This is a genomic window from Marinobacter zhejiangensis, from assembly GCF_900114775.1.
Taxonomy (GTDB): Bacteria; Pseudomonadota; Gammaproteobacteria; order Pseudomonadales; family Oleiphilaceae; genus Marinobacter; species Marinobacter zhejiangensis.
The window spans coordinates 39,021-53,322 of sequence record NZ_FOUE01000008.1 but is presented as its reverse complement, the minus strand read 5'-3'; the positions used below and the strand labels follow the sequence as shown (position 1 = coordinate 53,322).

The 14,302-nt window shown below is 61.0% G+C and carries 15 protein-coding genes; 8 read left to right on the top strand and 7 right to left on the bottom strand.

Annotated features, from left to right (window positions below):
* The first annotated feature begins 3 nt into the window (after positions 1–3).
* Genes BMZ67_RS18170 through BMZ67_RS18160 form a run of 3 tightly spaced genes read left to right on the top strand, consistent with a single transcriptional unit; the run spans position 4 to position 1,421 of the window.
* Positions 4–357, top strand: a complete 354-nt coding sequence (locus BMZ67_RS18170) for a HesB/IscA family protein (protein ID WP_092026891.1) — start codon at positions 4–6, stop codon at positions 355–357.
* A 36-nt stretch (positions 358–393) separates the two neighbouring features.
* On the top strand, positions 394–936 hold the full coding sequence (gene sufT / locus BMZ67_RS18165; RefSeq protein WP_092026725.1) for a putative Fe-S cluster assembly protein SufT: 543 nt from the start codon (positions 394–396) through the stop codon (positions 934–936).
* Between the two features lie 26 nt (positions 937–962).
* Positions 963–1,421 carry a SufE family protein gene (locus tag BMZ67_RS18160; RefSeq protein ID WP_092026723.1) on the top strand — a complete coding sequence of 153 codons (459 nt, stop codon included), beginning with the start codon at positions 963–965 and terminating at the stop codon, positions 1,419–1,421.
* 3 nt (positions 1,422–1,424) lie between these two features.
* Here BMZ67_RS18160 and BMZ67_RS18155 read toward each other — a convergent pair whose 3' ends face one another.
* Positions 1,425–2,642: a flagellar assembly protein T N-terminal domain-containing protein gene (locus BMZ67_RS18155; protein WP_245750033.1), complete on the bottom strand. Its 1,218-nt coding sequence runs from the start codon at positions 2,640–2,642 to the stop codon at positions 1,425–1,427.
* A gap of 6 nt (positions 2,643–2,648) precedes the next feature.
* Positions 2,649–3,185 (bottom strand): LPP20 family lipoprotein, encoded by a 537-nt coding sequence (locus BMZ67_RS18150; RefSeq protein ID WP_092026721.1) that lies wholly within the window; start codon positions 3,183–3,185, stop codon positions 2,649–2,651.
* A gap of 300 nt (positions 3,186–3,485) precedes the next feature.
* On the opposite strand from BMZ67_RS18150, the gene BMZ67_RS18145 reads away from it, so the two are divergent.
* The 5 genes from BMZ67_RS18145 (at position 3,486) to trmL (ending at position 8,603) form a co-directional block, all read left to right on the top strand.
* Positions 3,486–4,739 carry a conjugal transfer protein TraF gene (locus BMZ67_RS18145; protein ID WP_092026719.1) on the top strand — a complete coding sequence of 418 codons (1,254 nt, stop codon included), beginning with the start codon at positions 3,486–3,488 and terminating at the stop codon, positions 4,737–4,739.
* A gap of 139 nt (positions 4,740–4,878) precedes the next feature.
* Positions 4,879–6,045, top strand: coding sequence for a tRNA nucleotidyltransferase/poly(A) polymerase-related protein (locus tag BMZ67_RS18140; RefSeq protein WP_092026716.1), 1,167 nt, complete (start codon positions 4,879–4,881; stop codon positions 6,043–6,045).
* Complete coding sequence (locus BMZ67_RS18135) at positions 6,042–6,788, top strand: pteridine reductase (protein WP_092026713.1); 747 nt, start codon at positions 6,042–6,044, stop codon at positions 6,786–6,788. The genes BMZ67_RS18140 and BMZ67_RS18135 overlap by 4 nt, the downstream gene beginning before the upstream one ends.
* A gap of 156 nt (positions 6,789–6,944) precedes the next feature.
* Positions 6,945–8,123 carry an acetyl-CoA C-acetyltransferase gene (locus BMZ67_RS18130; RefSeq protein ID WP_092026710.1) on the top strand — a complete coding sequence of 393 codons (1,179 nt, stop codon included), beginning with the start codon at positions 6,945–6,947 and terminating at the stop codon, positions 8,121–8,123.
* A 15-nt stretch (positions 8,124–8,138) separates the two neighbouring features.
* Positions 8,139–8,603 (top strand): tRNA (uridine(34)/cytosine(34)/5-carboxymethylaminomethyluridine(34)-2'-O)-methyltransferase TrmL, encoded by a 465-nt coding sequence (gene trmL, locus BMZ67_RS18125; RefSeq protein WP_092026886.1) that lies wholly within the window; start codon positions 8,139–8,141, stop codon positions 8,601–8,603.
* 671 nt (positions 8,604–9,274) lie between these two features.
* On the opposite strand, the gene BMZ67_RS18120 is transcribed toward trmL, so the two are convergent.
* From BMZ67_RS18120 to BMZ67_RS18100, 5 genes are read right to left on the bottom strand one after another with little or no spacing between them, the layout of a single operon-like run.
* Entirely contained in the window at positions 9,275–10,141 is an 867-nt protein-coding gene (locus BMZ67_RS18120; RefSeq protein WP_092026707.1) for a heme ABC transporter ATP-binding protein, read from the bottom strand.
* Positions 10,141–11,178, bottom strand: a complete 1,038-nt coding sequence (locus BMZ67_RS18115; RefSeq protein WP_092026705.1) for a FecCD family ABC transporter permease — start codon at positions 11,176–11,178, stop codon at positions 10,141–10,143. Before BMZ67_RS18115 ends, BMZ67_RS18120 begins: the two co-directional genes overlap by 1 nt.
* Positions 11,168–12,028 carry a heme/hemin ABC transporter substrate-binding protein gene (locus BMZ67_RS18110; RefSeq protein WP_092026702.1) on the bottom strand — a complete coding sequence of 287 codons (861 nt, stop codon included), beginning with the start codon at positions 12,026–12,028 and terminating at the stop codon, positions 11,168–11,170. Before BMZ67_RS18110 ends, BMZ67_RS18115 begins: the two co-directional genes overlap by 11 nt.
* Positions 12,019–13,098: a hemin-degrading factor gene (locus BMZ67_RS18105; RefSeq protein ID WP_092026700.1), complete on the bottom strand. Its 1,080-nt coding sequence runs from the start codon at positions 13,096–13,098 to the stop codon at positions 12,019–12,021. The genes BMZ67_RS18110 and BMZ67_RS18105 overlap by 10 nt, the downstream gene beginning before the upstream one ends.
* Entirely contained in the window at positions 13,099–14,277 is a 1,179-nt protein-coding gene (locus BMZ67_RS18100) for an HmuY family protein (protein ID WP_092026697.1), read from the bottom strand.
* Positions 14,278–14,302: the final 25 nt, after the last annotated feature.

Here is a 14,302-nt window from a genome sequence, read left to right as displayed (position 1 = left end):
TCCATGACTGCCGAGACTTTCACACCGACTGTTGGCGTCACCATGACGCCCAGCGCCGTGACTCACGTACGCAAGCAGCTGGCAAAGAACAGCGCGGCCAAAGGCATTCGCCTCGCCATCAAGAAAAGCGGCTGTTCCGGCTTCAAGTACGAAACCCAGTGGGTGGAAACCCCGCTGGATGACGATGAAATCTTCACCGTCGATGGCGTGGACGTTTATGTTCAGCGCCAGCACTTGCCCATGGTGAATGGCACCGAGATCGATTTCATCACCCAGGGCGTCAACTCCCTATTCCAGTTCCGCAACCCCAACGCCACGGCAGAGTGCGGGTGCGGCGAAAGTTTCACCGTTGCCTGACCGGCAACCGTCCAGCAACACGAGGTCATTCAGGGCATGCAAGAACGGGAAGTGGTTCTGACCAAACGTGAGGTGGAAGCCCGCCTCGTACCCGCCGGCACGGAAATCATGATTCCGGCGGACACCTTTGTGACCATCACCCAATCGCTGGGCGGCAGCTTTACCGTGGCCGTCAACGGCAACCTGGCCCGCATTGAAGGCCACGACGCCGACGCACTCGGCAAACAGCCGCTGGAAAGCAGCTTTGAAACCCCCGAAGACGGCACGATCAACGAAAACCAGATCTGGGAAGCCCTGCGCAACTGCTACGACCCGGAGATCCCGGTCAACGTGGTGGAGCTGGGGCTGATCTACGAGTGCCAGATCATGAATGGCACCCCGGAAGGCAACCACGTCTTCATCAAGATGACCCTCACCGCCGCAGGCTGCGGCATGGGCCCGGTCATCACCGATGATGTAAAGCGCAAAGTCGAGCACGTGCCGAACGTGGATAAGGTAACGGTGGAATTGACCTTTGATCCGCCCTGGAACAACGATATGCTCAGCGACGAAGCCAAGCTTGAGCTGGGCTTGTTCTAAACGCACACGGAATCCGTTGATTTGATATGACCGCCACTGAACAGCAGTTTCGCGACAACCCCCTGGGCAAAGACGTGACCCTGGACGATGTCTTTGACGCCTTCGAATTCCTGGATGACTGGGAAGAGCGTTACGCCTACATCATTGACCTCGGCAAGCAGCTGCCGCCGTTTCCCGATGACGAGCGTGTTGAGGAAAACTATGTCCACGGCTGTCAGAGCCAGGTGTGGTTGATTCACCATCAGGATGACAGCGACGGCAAGCTGTACCTGATGATTGACTCCGATGCGATGATTGTCCGGGGACTGGCCGCCATTATCCTGGTCGCCCTGAATGGAAAGACACCCCGGGACTTGCTGACCACGGATATTGACGAGCTGTTTGAACGGCTTGACCTGTTCCGCCACATTTCCCCAACTCGGGGTAACGGGCTGCGGGCGATGATCAGCAAGATTCGCGACATCGCAGCCGAGCAGGCGGCGTAATAGCTACCAGATAATGGCCATGTCGCCCCGCTGGATGTTGACCAGCGCGCCAGTCACCGGCATCTCACCGTTACTGAAGTCCGGGTGCACGCTGTTCAGCGTGACATTGGCGTGGCTGTCCCGCAGCTCCGGCGCCGCGCCTGGTGTATCGAAGTAACGGGAACTGCGATAGAGATCCAGGCGGTCGCCTGGGCGCAGCCCGGCGGTTGCACCTGACGCCAGGGTCACCCTCCGCCCTTCGACCCGAGTCACCCGGGTAATGAATGGCTGGCAGCGGATGGCATCGCTGACCGCCTGGGTCATCTCATCCAGGCTGGCATTGACCGCCTGGCCGTACCCAGTACTCCAAAACCCCGCTGAGCCAAAGCTGTCGGATTCACCCAGGCTGGCATCCCAGGTGCCGCTGGTGGCAAACCGTTGTTGAAACACCGGTGAGCCACTGAACCCATCAAACACCATCATATCGACTACCAGACGACGCTCACGATTGGCCATGCCGAGGCCCCGCTGGGCCTTGGCCAGCACCGAAGAACCCCAGGCAGACGGGTCTTCAACCGCCATACTGCGCACAACCCCGGTCACGACAAACTGCGCATCCAGATCGCGGGCCAGCGCAACCACATTGCTCAGGCTATTATCGAAGGCCTGGGACGTCGGTGCATTGGCAACATCATGGAACGGATGAATGGAGGATGCCCCCAACACCTGTAACCGGCCCCCCTCCTGCAAGCGCGCCCGCAATTGCTGTGGCAAGGCTTCCCCAGCGTCATCCAGTCGTCCCAGCACCGCCTGATCGGGGAACTGAAGCGGGAAGCCGGTGATCGCCACCCGTTTTTTCAGCCCAGCCGCCACACCGGCCTCACAGGTCGCGCTCTCGGACATATCGGCCTGCAGGATGACCCGCAGCAGGTTGCCGGTGCGCTGCTCGCTGATCACCCGCACATCCCTGGCCCTGGCGTTGCTGGACACCGTCAGCCTGGAATCAGTAACAATACCGTTGTTCAGGGTATCCGAGCTGGCAATCCTGGCTTCGTACTGCAGCGCCACATCCCGCAATGCGGATTCCCGGGCAGACGCACGGGCCAGCTCAAGATCGCCATTGTTGATCACCGCATGGCCCACACCTTCCAGAACAACCGCATTGGCGGCCATCGGAGTCAGCAGGGCAACCGCCAGAGCCAGCAGAGGGAGCAGCAGGTACATTTTCAGGGGCGTGCTCATCGGGGGTCAGTCCAGGTAGTACAGTGAATCTACACTGCGGCTATGGACATCCCCGGCACTGTCATTGCCGGTGGGCATGGGAACCGGGCAACGGCTCTGAACCTCACGCTCCTCCACCAGAGCGACGCAGGCGCGGAACCGTGGTTCCAGCTTCAGTTCCATCACGGTCTCTACCACCCCGTCACTGTGCTCATTGACCGCCACCATTTTGGCGCCACGGATATAGCTGTCGACGTAGGTGCGGAAATTGTCACCGTTGAGAACAAAATCATTGACGGTCGAACTGCCAAAAATCACCGTTCCGTAAACCCGTTCCGCCAGATTACGGTAGGCATCCAACTGCGACGCCCTGCGCGCCAGCAGTCGCTTGCGGGTGTCCAGCCGGTCTGCAGCTTCGGCATAGGTTCCGAACCCACTGACCCGCACCACGATCGGCTCAAACCGACTGTCGTCCATCTCCGCCGACGCTTGCCGGTCCTGCTGCCACGACGAACACCCCGCCAACACGGCCACCAGCAACAGTGTAACCCCTCGCACCATCATGCCTGCTCTCCAGAAACTGTCATTCACCGCATCCTATGGAAGAATTGGGCCAATTAACACAACCATTTGATTGACATTACATTTTCACAATTGAGCGGTAAACATCAGTAGCAAAAGCGGCAAGATTCCACCGCATTTTACAGTTCCGGAACATTTGGTTACCGCTTTGTCCATGATGAACGGAACCGTACCCACTACTCTGTCCGTCTATAACAAACGGGAACAGGAGCAGGCCAACCCGCCAAGCCACCTGAAACCCTGACAAGTCTTTACTCACCTGCTGCAGGAGCATCTGCTGTTATGAATGGTTTGCGTCTCTCTCGCCTCACCCTGGCTATCGGGCTGTCCGTTGCCACTACCTCTGCCCTGGCGGGACCCCAGAATTTCCAGTCGGCCCGTTCATTTGCCATGGGCGGCACCGGCGTCGCGGTGGCCCATCCGGCCTCTGCAGGCTTTGCCAACCCGGCCATGCTGGCCTCAGATCAACACGAATGGGCCGATGATTTCGGCTTGATCATTCCGTCGGTCAATGCCCGCTTCGCGGATGAAGAAGAGACCATTGATCAGATTGATGACATCCAGGACACCATTGATCGTGCCCAGGCCGCCCTGGACAGCCTGAACGCCCCGGCTGCCAGTGCTACCGCCAATGAACTTCGGCAGCAGCTTCAGGACCTGAATAACGACACCGTACGGGTCGATGCCGGCCTTGGTCTGGCGCTGGCCTTCCCGATGGATGCCATTTCGGTTGGCGTACATACTGCTGGCAATATCCAGGCAACCGTCCGCGGCGAATATGACTCTGCGGATGATGCGGAACTGGCCAAAGTAGCAGCGCTGGACCCCACCGCCGATCTCAACAACCTCCAGTCCCGCGCCCGGGTACTTGCCGCCTCCGTTGCGGAAGTTGGCATCAGCCTCGCCCACGCTTACCAGCTGAACAACGGGCAGTCACTGCAGATCGGTGTGACGCCGAAATACATGCAGCTGATGACCTACCAGTACACTGAAAGCGTGTCCGGGTTTGACGACAGTGACTATGACAACAGCGAGTTCGAGACCGACAAGAGCGGGTTCAACCTGGATCTCGGCGCAGCCATGAGCTTTGGCGAGAACGGCGAATGGAACGCTGGCGTAGCCATCAAGAACCTGATCCCGATGGAACTCGACTCCGCGGTCAGCAGCGACCTGAGCAAGCAGGAAACCCAGCACACCCTGGAAGTTGATCCAAGAGTGACCGTTGGCCTGGCCCACAGCGACGAATTCCACGTGATTACCGCAGAACTCGACCTGACCGAGCAGAAAGGCTTCGGTTATGCCGATGACACCCAGTGGCTGGCCGTAGGTGCCGAGTTCGACGCCTGGCGCTATGCCCAGATTCGCGGTGGTATTCGCCATAACCTGGCCAGCAACGACGACAATAACGGCATCGAAGAAGACACCCAGTTTACCGCCGGTATTGGTCTGAACCCGTTTGGTGCCCGCCTTGATATCGCTGCGCTTTACAGTGAAGCGGACCTTGGCGCCGCCATCGAGTTCGGCGCGGCCTTCTAAACGCCCGCTCACACCAGCCCGCGCCGTGCCAACGCCGCGGGCTTTTTTCCGCCCCGGTTTGCCCTTTCATCATCCCCCCCGGATAATCAGCGTCACTTTCGCTAAAGTCTCAAACCCAAGGCAGGGGCTCTATTTGGCTATGAAATGCTATCTCGTTGGTGGTGCGGTGCGTGACGACTTGCTGGGCTTGCCCATCAAGGACCGGGACTGGGTCGTTGTGGGTGCAACCCCGGAAGACATGCTCGGCCGCGGTTTCCGCCAGGTCGGTGCCGACTTCCCGGTGTTTCTCCACCCCGACAGCAACGAGGAGTACGCCCTCGCCCGTACCGAACGCAAACAGGGCCACGGCTACCATGGTTTTTCCGTCTACAGCGCCCCGGATGTCACCCTGGAGGACGATCTCCGCCGCCGGGATCTCACCGTCAACGCCATCGCCCGGGATGAAGCCGGTCAGCTGGTTGACCCCTTTGACGGCCAGGCCGACCTGAATGCCAAGCTGCTGCGCCATGTCTCACCGGCCTTTGCCGAAGATCCTCTGCGCATTCTCCGTACCGCGCGCTTCGCTGCACGCTTTGCACCACTGGGCTTCAAGGTGGCTGACGACACCATGACGCTCATGCAAGGCATGGTCGCCGACGGCGAGGTTGATCACCTGGTGCCGGAGCGCGTTTGGCAGGAACTCCAGCGCGCGCTCCATGAACAGTCCCCCGCGACGTTCTTCCAGGTCCTTTACGAGACCGGTGCCCTGGCGGTGCTTATTCCTGAATTGGCGGACGCCGCCATCCTTGAAGATGCGCTCTCCGCCCTGGCCTGCATCCATGCTGGCAATGGCGCCACCGACGCGCGTTTTGCCGCCCTGCTTTTGCCCTTGCCGGAACCGCAGATCGATGCCCGTGCCCGCGCCATGAAGGCCCCCAACGACTGCCGCGACCTGGCGGTACTGGCAAGCCGGTTAGCGCCCGCTTTGGCCGAACTGGGTGGTGATGAGAGTGGTGATGAGAGTTGCGATGACGGAGACGATGAAGCCGCAGAAGCCATGCTGCAGTTTCTCGAGCAGGCCGATGCCTGGCGCAAGCCCGAACGTTTTACCCGGCTGCTGCACGTGCTCGGCTGCCGCCCTGGACACGATCCCGCACCGGCCACACGTCTTGATCAACTGCGACAGGCACAGGCCAAAACCGCCGTGGTCGATAGCCGGGAACTCATGGCGCAAGGCCACGCCGGTAAAGCCCTCGGCGCAGCGATTCGCAATGAACGCCTGCAACGCATCCAGACCCTGCTTGCCCCAGACAGGAACCTGCCATGAACACCCTATGCCCCGTTGCCCTGATTACCGGTTCCGCCCACCGTCTTGGTGCGGCCACAGCCTCGCGCCTGCACCAGCGTGGCTGGAAGGTGTTGATCCACCATCGGTCACGCCCCCAGCAAGCCGCAGACCTGGCGGCAAAGCTCAACCAGGCCCGCGCGGACTCTGCCCGGGTGCTACAGGCAGACCTTAGCGTGGCGGATGAGGTAACCCGGCTTGCTGCGGATGCCACCAGTGCCTGGAACCGGCTTGATGCGGTCGTCAACAACGCCTCGGCCTTTTTCCCGACCGCCACTCCCAAGGCCACTCCCGACGATTGGTCAGCCCTGATGGACACCAACCTGCGGGCGCCGTTCTTTCTGGTTCAGGCCTGCCTCCCAACCCTGCAGGCGAGTCGCGGTAACATCGTCAATCTCATCGACATCTACAGCGAGCGCCCGCTGGCCGACCACCCACTGTACTGTGCCAGCAAGGCCGGCCTCGCCGCACTGACCAAATCCTGGGCCCGGGAGCTGGCCCCACACGTTCGGGTCAATGGTGTCTCTCCCGGCGCCATTCTCTGGCCGGAAGGAGATGCACCGATCAGTCCTGACTATCAGCAGGGGATTCTGGCGAAGACCCCCCTGGCACGCACCGGCACCCCGGATGACATTGCCGGTGCGGTGACGTTCCTGATCTGCGATGCCCCCTTCATCACCGGGCAAATCCTCGCCGTAGACGGTGGCCGCAGCCTGAACATGTAGCGCCCTGATCGGCCACCTCACACACACCGCCAGGAGTGCCGGTGGCGTTATTTTGGCCAGCCGCCGGCTTTCCGCTACAATGCGCCAGCACATTGCCAGTTCAGACTGCACCTGCGCACCCACGCCGAGTCCTCTCACCCTAATTGGAGACTTACCATGCAAGACGTAGTGATTGTTGCCGCCAAACGAACCGCCATCGGCACTTTTGGAGGTTCCCTGTCCAGCCTGCGAGCAGACCAGCTGGGGAGTGAGGTTATCAAGGCGCTGCTGGATGAGACTGGCGTAGCGGGCGACCAGATTGACGAAGTTATCCTCGGGCAGGTGCTGACTGCCGGTTGCGGGCAGAACCCGGCCCGGCAGGCCACCATCAACTCCGGGCTGCCAGCCTCGGTACCGGCCCTCACCATCAACAAGGTGTGTGGCTCCGGTCTGAAAGCCGTGCACATGGCCGTTCAGGCAATCCGCAATGGCGATGCCGAGATGATCATTGCCGGTGGCCAGGAAAGCATGAGCCAGTCGGCTCACGTTGTTCCCAACAGCCGAAACGGCCAGCGTATGGGCAACTGGACCATGATCGACACCATGGTGAACGATGGCTTGTGGGATGCTTTCAACGACTACCACATGGGCATCACCGCTGAGAACATCGTTGAGAAGTACAGCCTCAGCCGTGAAGACCAGGACGCCTTTGCAGCGGCCTCCCAGCAGAAAGCCGTGGCGGCCCAGCAAGCCGGTTATTTTGACGGCCAGATCGTGCCGGTCTCCATTCCCCAGCGCAAAGGCGACCCGGTTGTTGTCGATCGTGACGAGAACCCTCGCGACGGCGTAACCGCGGATGGTCTTGGCAAGCTGCGCCCGGCGTTCAAGAAAGACGGTACCGTCACCGCTGGCAATGCCTCCTCCCTGAATGATGGTGCCGCAGCCGTATTGGTGTGCAGTGCCGCCAAAGCGCAACAACTGGGCCTGACTCCACTGGTCACCATCCGCGCCCAGGCCAACGCCGGCGTCGACCCCGCCATCATGGGCACCGGCCCGATCCCGGCCAGCAAGCGCTGCCTTGAGCGTGCAGGCTGGAGTGTCGACGACCTCGACCTGATTGAAGCCAATGAAGCCTTCGCTGCCCAGGCCATGTCGGTCAACTGTGACCTTGGCTGGGACACCGACAAGGTGAACGTCAATGGCGGAGCCATCGCTCTTGGCCACCCCATCGGCGCCTCAGGCTGCCGTATCCTGGTCAGCCTGATCCACGAAATGATTCGTCGTGATGTTCACAAAGGTCTGGCGACTCTTTGCATCGGTGGCGGTATGGGTGTGGCACTGGCGGTTGAGCGGTAACACCAGCACATGCCCATCCTGAACGTGGTGCTCTACGAGCCGGAGATACCGCCGAACACCGGCAATATCATCCGGCTTTGCGCCAACACCGGCTGTCGGCTGCATCTGATTGAACCTCTCGGTTTTAGCCTGGAGGACAAACAGATGCGCCGCGCTGGTCTGGACTACAGTGAATACGCAACCGTAAAGGTCCACCCGGACTTTCCGTCGTTTCTCGCTGCTGAACAGCCTCAACGGTTGTTCGGTCTGAGCACAAAGGGTCATAACCACTACCATCAGGTCCATTACCAGGAAGGCGACTACCTGATGTTTGGCCCGGAAACCCGGGGGCTTCCCGACCATGTCCGGGCACAGTTGCCGGAAGCCCGTCTTCTCAGGGTGCCCATGCAGCCTGACAGTCGCAGCCTGAACCTATCCAACACCGCCGCCCTGGTTGTTTACGAGGCCTGGCGTCAGCTGGGATTCCCTGGTGCCCAGTGATCGCTGGGGAGCCCCCCACTGGGCAAGGTGCGTCAGCTTGGCGTTCACTCTACTGTATGCCCCTGTTCAGGCCTTGGGTCAGTCCTCTGAGCCAAGGCCTGACAACGTGCGCCTAATTACCTCACCGTCCACCAGCGAGGAACCCTCTGTCATCGCCGGTCAGGCAGTGGTGAGAGAAGTCTATGCCCGCTGCGGACTGCAGGTGGAATACCTGAACGCACCCGCAGCCCGGGCCGTCTACATGGCCGAGAATGGGCAATCGGATGGTGAACTTGCGCGAATCCCAATGGCAGTTACATCCGGTGCCCCGCTGATCCCTCTGGAGCCGCCGCTTGAAGAACTGCACCTGGTTCCACTCTATCTCAACCCGGAATTACCGAGTGACCATCGCATCCTGAGTGGTAACCGGGTTGGCTATATCAATGGCTACCGGATGGTGGACTCCATACTCCCCCCGGAAGTTATCCAGGTGCCAACCACCAGCACGGCCAAGCTGGTCCAGCTGCTGGAACTAAACCGTATTGATGTCGCACTGGCACTCCATTGGGACGCCATCTCGGCTGTCCACAAGAACCCGAAATTGCTGATTGGGGAACACCTGATCACCGCCCCCCTGTATCACTATATCCATTCATCGCATGAGCAGGATCAGCCCTGCCTGTCAGAGCAACTTAGCGCGATAAAGCAGTCTGGGGAATTCGAGGACATCGTTGCGAAGATACTGGCTCGGCCATTTCCTGAGAATAGTGCCCCCCAACAAGTGGCACCACAACCGGATACCCTTCCGGAAGCCGCTCTACCCGGGAATTAAGACCATAAACCTGCCGCAACAGGTCAGGCGCCAGTACCATTAGTGGAGGGCCATCCGCCACTACCCGCCCCTTGCACATCATCACCAGGCGATCGGCATGGGCGGCGGCCAGGTTCAGGTCATGCACCACCGCAACAATCGCGTAGCCTTCCACACTCGCCAGCTCCCGCAGTAGCGAGAACACCAACTGCTGCTGGGCCGGGTCCAGAGCCGACGTGCATTCATCCAATAACAGCAGCCGTGGCCCGTCACTGTCACAGACCTGGGCCAGCACCCGCGCCAGCTGAACCCGCTGTTGTTCACCGCCAGACAGGCTCCCTATCAGACGGTCGGCAAGGTCCGCTACACCCAGACGGCTCAATAGCGAGTCGATCAAGGCTTGGCGACCAGTCACTCGGTCCGCCGGACACCCCAAAGCCACCACTTCGCGGGCGGTGAACGGGAAGCTGACGTCCACCTTCTGCGGCATAACGGCCCGGTGTCGTGCCAGATCTCGCCGACGCCAACTCGCCAGCGCCCGGCCCGCAATACGGACCTGCCCGGACTCAGGGCGGCACTCACCAGACACCACTCTTAACAGGGAGGATTTGCCAGCACCGTTCGGGCCCAGCAACGCCACAAACTCGCCACGTTCGACCCGCAGCGACACTTGCGTCAAAACCGCCTGGCGCCCCACCCGAAAGCTCACATCGCTCACATCCAGAACCGCGCCGGAATCAAACGCCATCAGTACCCCCGCATTCGTATCAGCAGAACGAGAAAGAAAGGCCCCCCCAGCAGGGCCATCATCAGACCAATGGGCAGCTCCGCCGGCGCCACAATCACCCTGGCCAGGCAATCAGCTCCTACCAGCAACGCACCTCCTCCGAGGGCAGACGCAGGCAACAGTAGCCGGTGACCGGCACCAATCATCTGCCGCAACAGATGGGGCACCACCAGGCCGACAAAGCCAATCAGCCCTGTTACGGCAACCGCAGCCCCCGCTCCCAGCGCTGCCAGCACGACGGCGGCACGCTTGACCCAATCTACCGAAAATCCCAGGTGCCCCGCCACCGACTCGCCCATGGCAAAGGCATCCAACGGTCGGGCCAGAAAAGGGGCCAGTACCAGCGCCAGCACCATCCAGGGGCCAGCGATTTTCAGGTCATCCCAACTGGCTTGACCGAGACTGCCCATGTTCCAGAAGGTCAGCGATCGCAACTCACTGTCATCGGCGTGAAACACCATCAGCCCGGTCAGGGCGCCAGCAATGGCGTTTATTGCAATCCCCGCCAGCAACAGCGTCGCCACCGAGACTTGCCCACCGCGACTGGCGATACGCCAGGCCAGGAAAGTCGTGCTGGCGGCACCCAGGAAAGCGGCCAGCGGCAATGCCCAGCGGCCCGCCAACAGACTCCAGCCAGCCAACCAGCTACCACCAAGGACAATAACCGCCACCGCTGCCATCGCTGCACCACCAGACACACCGATCAGCACCGGGTCCGCCAGCGGGTTGCGAAACAGCCCTTGCAGCACAACCCCTGACACCGCAAGCACGGCCCCCGTGAGGAATCCCAGCAGCAGGCGTGGCAGGCGCACCTCGAACAGCACCATATGAGCGGCACCGTCGGCACCAGCCTGCCCGCTCAGAAGGCGAACGATGTGTTCCACCGACAACGGATAGGCACCACTCCCCAAAGACAGCAGCGATACCGCTACCAACAGGGCGCCCAGCCCTGCGTAGACATAGGCCGGCGGCGCCCGGCGAACGACATCAGTGGCCATCAAGCGGTACAGCCCGGCTTGGCAATACCCCATTTACAGCGGCCATGGCCTCGGGCAAGCGGGGGCCAAAACCGAGCAGGAACATGCTGTCTCCGACATAGCGATGCCCCGCCTGCCAGGCTGGCAGCCGGGCCAGCTCCGGCCAGTCATCAATCTGGAACTGCCCCGGCCAGGCCTCGGCAATCACGATGGCATCCGGCGTGGATGCGATAACGGCTTCACGACTGGCGGGCTTGTATCCGCTCACCGCAGCCATCGCATTGTCGGCATTCAGACTCTGCAACAAGGCATCGGCACCGGTTTCCGCCCCACCAAACACCACCCCATGATTTCCCGCAGACAGGATAAACAACACCCTCGGCCGCCAGCCACGAGCCTCGGCTTGAGCGGTTACCGCATCAAGCTCATGATCCAACCGGGTGATTAGCTCAGCTGCGGCCGCATCACGCCCGATCAACGCCCCAACCTGCTCAATGCGGGCCAGGGACTGTTCTGGGGTTCTGGGGATTGGCAGACGTTCGACACGCACTCCGGCACGTTCGAGTCGGCCCAACGCCTGCTCCGGAGCTGCGTCCTCGGTGGTGATCAATCGGTCCGGCTGAAGCGACAGCACCCCTTCGAACGGCAGCGCCCGCAGGTATCCTACTTTGGGCAGTGCCTGCACCGCCGCCGGGTAGGTACTGGTGGTATCCACCCCGACCACACTGGCGCCGCCACCAAGGGCAAAGATCGTCTCGGTGATGGCGCCGTCGGCACTGACTACCCGCTGTTGGCTCACCGAGCCCACTGGGCTGGCGGCTAACGCTCCCTGGCTGACCAACACCGCCAGTGCGATGACCATCAAACGCATAGTGCCGCCTCCAGAGCCCGCACTTCGGCTTGCCACGCTTCAGACTCCGGCTGCCCGGGCTTGCGTTTTCCAAACAGCGTAATCACGATTTCACCGTCAGCGTTGTACCCCTCCACCGAAGTCACCATGCCATCCGTGGTCGGTTTCCGTACCACCCACCAGTCGGTAATGCCCTGAGTATTTGCATGCAGGTTGAAACCCGGATCGAGGACGTTCATCCACTCCCCGGTCCGACGCAGGTTGCGAACAGAGCCAGTAAAGATCTGCACAATGCCGGGATTGCCCACAAACACCATGATCGGGCAGCCGCTATCCCTGACTTGCGCCAACAGTAGATCCAGTGGCGACTCGGCCAGTTCAGAGTGGCGCTGGAGCTTTTGGCTGTAAGGCTGTCCGACCACCTCGACCGCCGTCAGCCGATCCACCTGGTTGCGTTTGAGCATGGCATGGAAGTGATGGGTATCCTTGAGAGTCGCCCAGTCCTGGCGCAGGGCCTGGACGTCCACCGTAGCGGCCTCCACTCTCGCTTCCGGCGCGGGTGGCGGAGTCAGCTCCGGGAGCACCGGCGCCTCTGCCACAAACGCCTCGATCAATTGCTCCCAGGCTTCTGCGTTGCTTGCCTTGGTCCGGTAGATTTTATGCAACGCACGTCCGTGGCCATCGAAGAACTGGAGGCTTTCACGGGGACCAACCCGGCTGTCTTCCGTGACCAGGTAGGCATGTTTCCAGTGGCTGAAGAACACGCGGATGTCGATGTCGCCGACCGCCAGGCCCATGGTACCGGAGCCGGCCACCTTGAACTCGCTGAACGCCGCCGTCACTTCGTGCACCACTTCCTCGTTGCGGCTCAGAATCATCACCTCACCCACCGGGTCCAGTGCACTTAACAGGCGACCAAACTCGGGTTTCAGCGAGCGCACGCTGGCACCATCGCGGCACAGCAGCAATTCCAGCTCGCTGACACCGAGCACCTTTGCCGCATTGCGGATACGCAGGCCGGGCTGTTGCTGCAACAAGGCTTGCCAACGATCAACCAAAGCGGTTTGAGTACGATCCAGGGTAGCTTCCATTTATTCGCCCTCCATCAGGGTAACTTCCCGCCAGCGGATAACCGGCTGACCACTGGCACCATTGCCATCACTGCCGCCGTAATAACCGGTCATCTGCAGCGCATAGACCGGGGAGCTGCCATCGTTGCTGTCCACATCAACCAGATAAACCCGATAGTTAGGCCACAGTTGGTGGCCTCCCGCCACGCCATAGGCGTACCAGCTGTTTTCCACAAAGACTCCACCGGTGGAGTCTGCCGCGTAGAGCGACGTCAGGTTGCTGCCGCCGGGATCTGTGGTTGCACTGGTGTATGCCGATAATTCAGGCCAATCGAACGGGCCGAAGGCTCCGCCATCACCGGAACCGGAAGGGCCACTGTTGGTCCGCAGGTAAAGGCTTCGGCCGGAAAAGCCCAGCACGATGTCCCAGCTGTTGGAGGCCATACAGTCCACCGTGGCGTTGCTGTCGAAGTCGAAGCAGAGCTCGCCGCCTTCTGGAGGAATCGATCCGTTGAACGTGGCCGCCGAAGTAAATTGACTGGAGCCAGCAACCTGCACATCGAACGCCATTTCGAAACTGGTCACCCCCTCCCCGGTACGGGTTGGGAAGGTAAAGTCCGTCACTTGCAGTCGGGCGTAGCTGTCGCCTTCCGCGGAGCGCACCAGGTAGCCGTTGGCATCGTTGGCGGAGATATTCCCGTTGGTGTAGTCGTACACATACCAGTCGTCGCCCAGGGTGCTGACCACGACATCACTGCTCCAGCTTGCCGGGGCACTGAAGTCCGCCAGCAAGTGCTCCAGCTCGGACTCCGCCGTGGCATTTACAAAAACGTTGGCAATGGGCTCTCCGCTGCCATCATAAAAATCATCCTGCCCGGCGCCGAGTGCAGCCACCACAGTCCCTGGTCCGGAGGCTCCGCCATTTAACTGGATATCGTAGCGTTTGAGTGCCAGGTGCCAGTCACTGGAGGCTGCCGCCTGCGCATCCGTCAGGGCGACAACTTCACCGGTACTCAGGTTGAAGTAGACCCTTGAGTCGTAGGCTGAGGCATCAATCACCGCAGTGAACACACCACCATCCGTGCCGGTACCGGCCCCAGCCCCAGAGTCACCTGCGATCGTGTTGTCACTGCCCCCACCGCAGCCGCTCAGCACAGCGCTGCCAAGGGCCAGGGTTGCAATCCAGCGTACCTTGCTCATTCGTTTTTCCTTTTCCTGTGGTTTT

What these genes read in the sequence shown, in the direction of transcription:
- BMZ67_RS18170 (WP_092026891.1), top strand. Translation starts at nt 4, where the DNA reads ATGACTGCCGAGACTTTCACACCGACTGTTGGCGTCACCATGACGCCC.
- sufT (WP_092026725.1), top strand. Translation starts at nt 394, where the DNA reads ATGCAAGAACGGGAAGTGGTTCTGACCAAACGTGAGGTGGAAGCCCGC.
- BMZ67_RS18160 (WP_092026723.1), top strand. Translation starts at nt 963, where the DNA reads ATGACCGCCACTGAACAGCAGTTTCGCGACAACCCCCTGGGCAAAGAC.
- BMZ67_RS18155 (WP_245750033.1), bottom strand. Translation starts at nt 2,642, where the DNA reads ATGAGCACGCCCCTGAAAATGTACCTGCTGCTCCCTCTGCTGGCTCTG.
- BMZ67_RS18150 (WP_092026721.1), bottom strand. Translation starts at nt 3,185, where the DNA reads ATGATGGTGCGAGGGGTTACACTGTTGCTGGTGGCCGTGTTGGCGGGG.
- BMZ67_RS18145 (WP_092026719.1), top strand. Translation starts at nt 3,486, where the DNA reads ATGAATGGTTTGCGTCTCTCTCGCCTCACCCTGGCTATCGGGCTGTCC.
- BMZ67_RS18140 (WP_092026716.1), top strand. Translation starts at nt 4,879, where the DNA reads ATGAAATGCTATCTCGTTGGTGGTGCGGTGCGTGACGACTTGCTGGGC.
- BMZ67_RS18135 (WP_092026713.1), top strand. Translation starts at nt 6,042, where the DNA reads ATGAACACCCTATGCCCCGTTGCCCTGATTACCGGTTCCGCCCACCGT.
- BMZ67_RS18130 (WP_092026710.1), top strand. Translation starts at nt 6,945, where the DNA reads ATGCAAGACGTAGTGATTGTTGCCGCCAAACGAACCGCCATCGGCACT.
- BMZ67_RS18120 (WP_092026707.1), bottom strand. Translation starts at nt 10,141, where the DNA reads ATGGCGTTTGATTCCGGCGCGGTTCTGGATGTGAGCGATGTGAGCTTT.
- BMZ67_RS18115 (WP_092026705.1), bottom strand. Translation starts at nt 11,178, where the DNA reads ATGGCCACTGATGTCGTTCGCCGGGCGCCGCCGGCCTATGTCTACGCA.
- BMZ67_RS18110 (WP_092026702.1), bottom strand. Translation starts at nt 12,028, where the DNA reads ATGCGTTTGATGGTCATCGCACTGGCGGTGTTGGTCAGCCAGGGAGCG.
- BMZ67_RS18105 (WP_092026700.1), bottom strand. Translation starts at nt 13,098, where the DNA reads ATGGAAGCTACCCTGGATCGTACTCAAACCGCTTTGGTTGATCGTTGG.
- BMZ67_RS18100 (WP_092026697.1), bottom strand. Translation starts at nt 14,277, where the DNA reads ATGAGCAAGGTACGCTGGATTGCAACCCTGGCCCTTGGCAGCGCTGTG.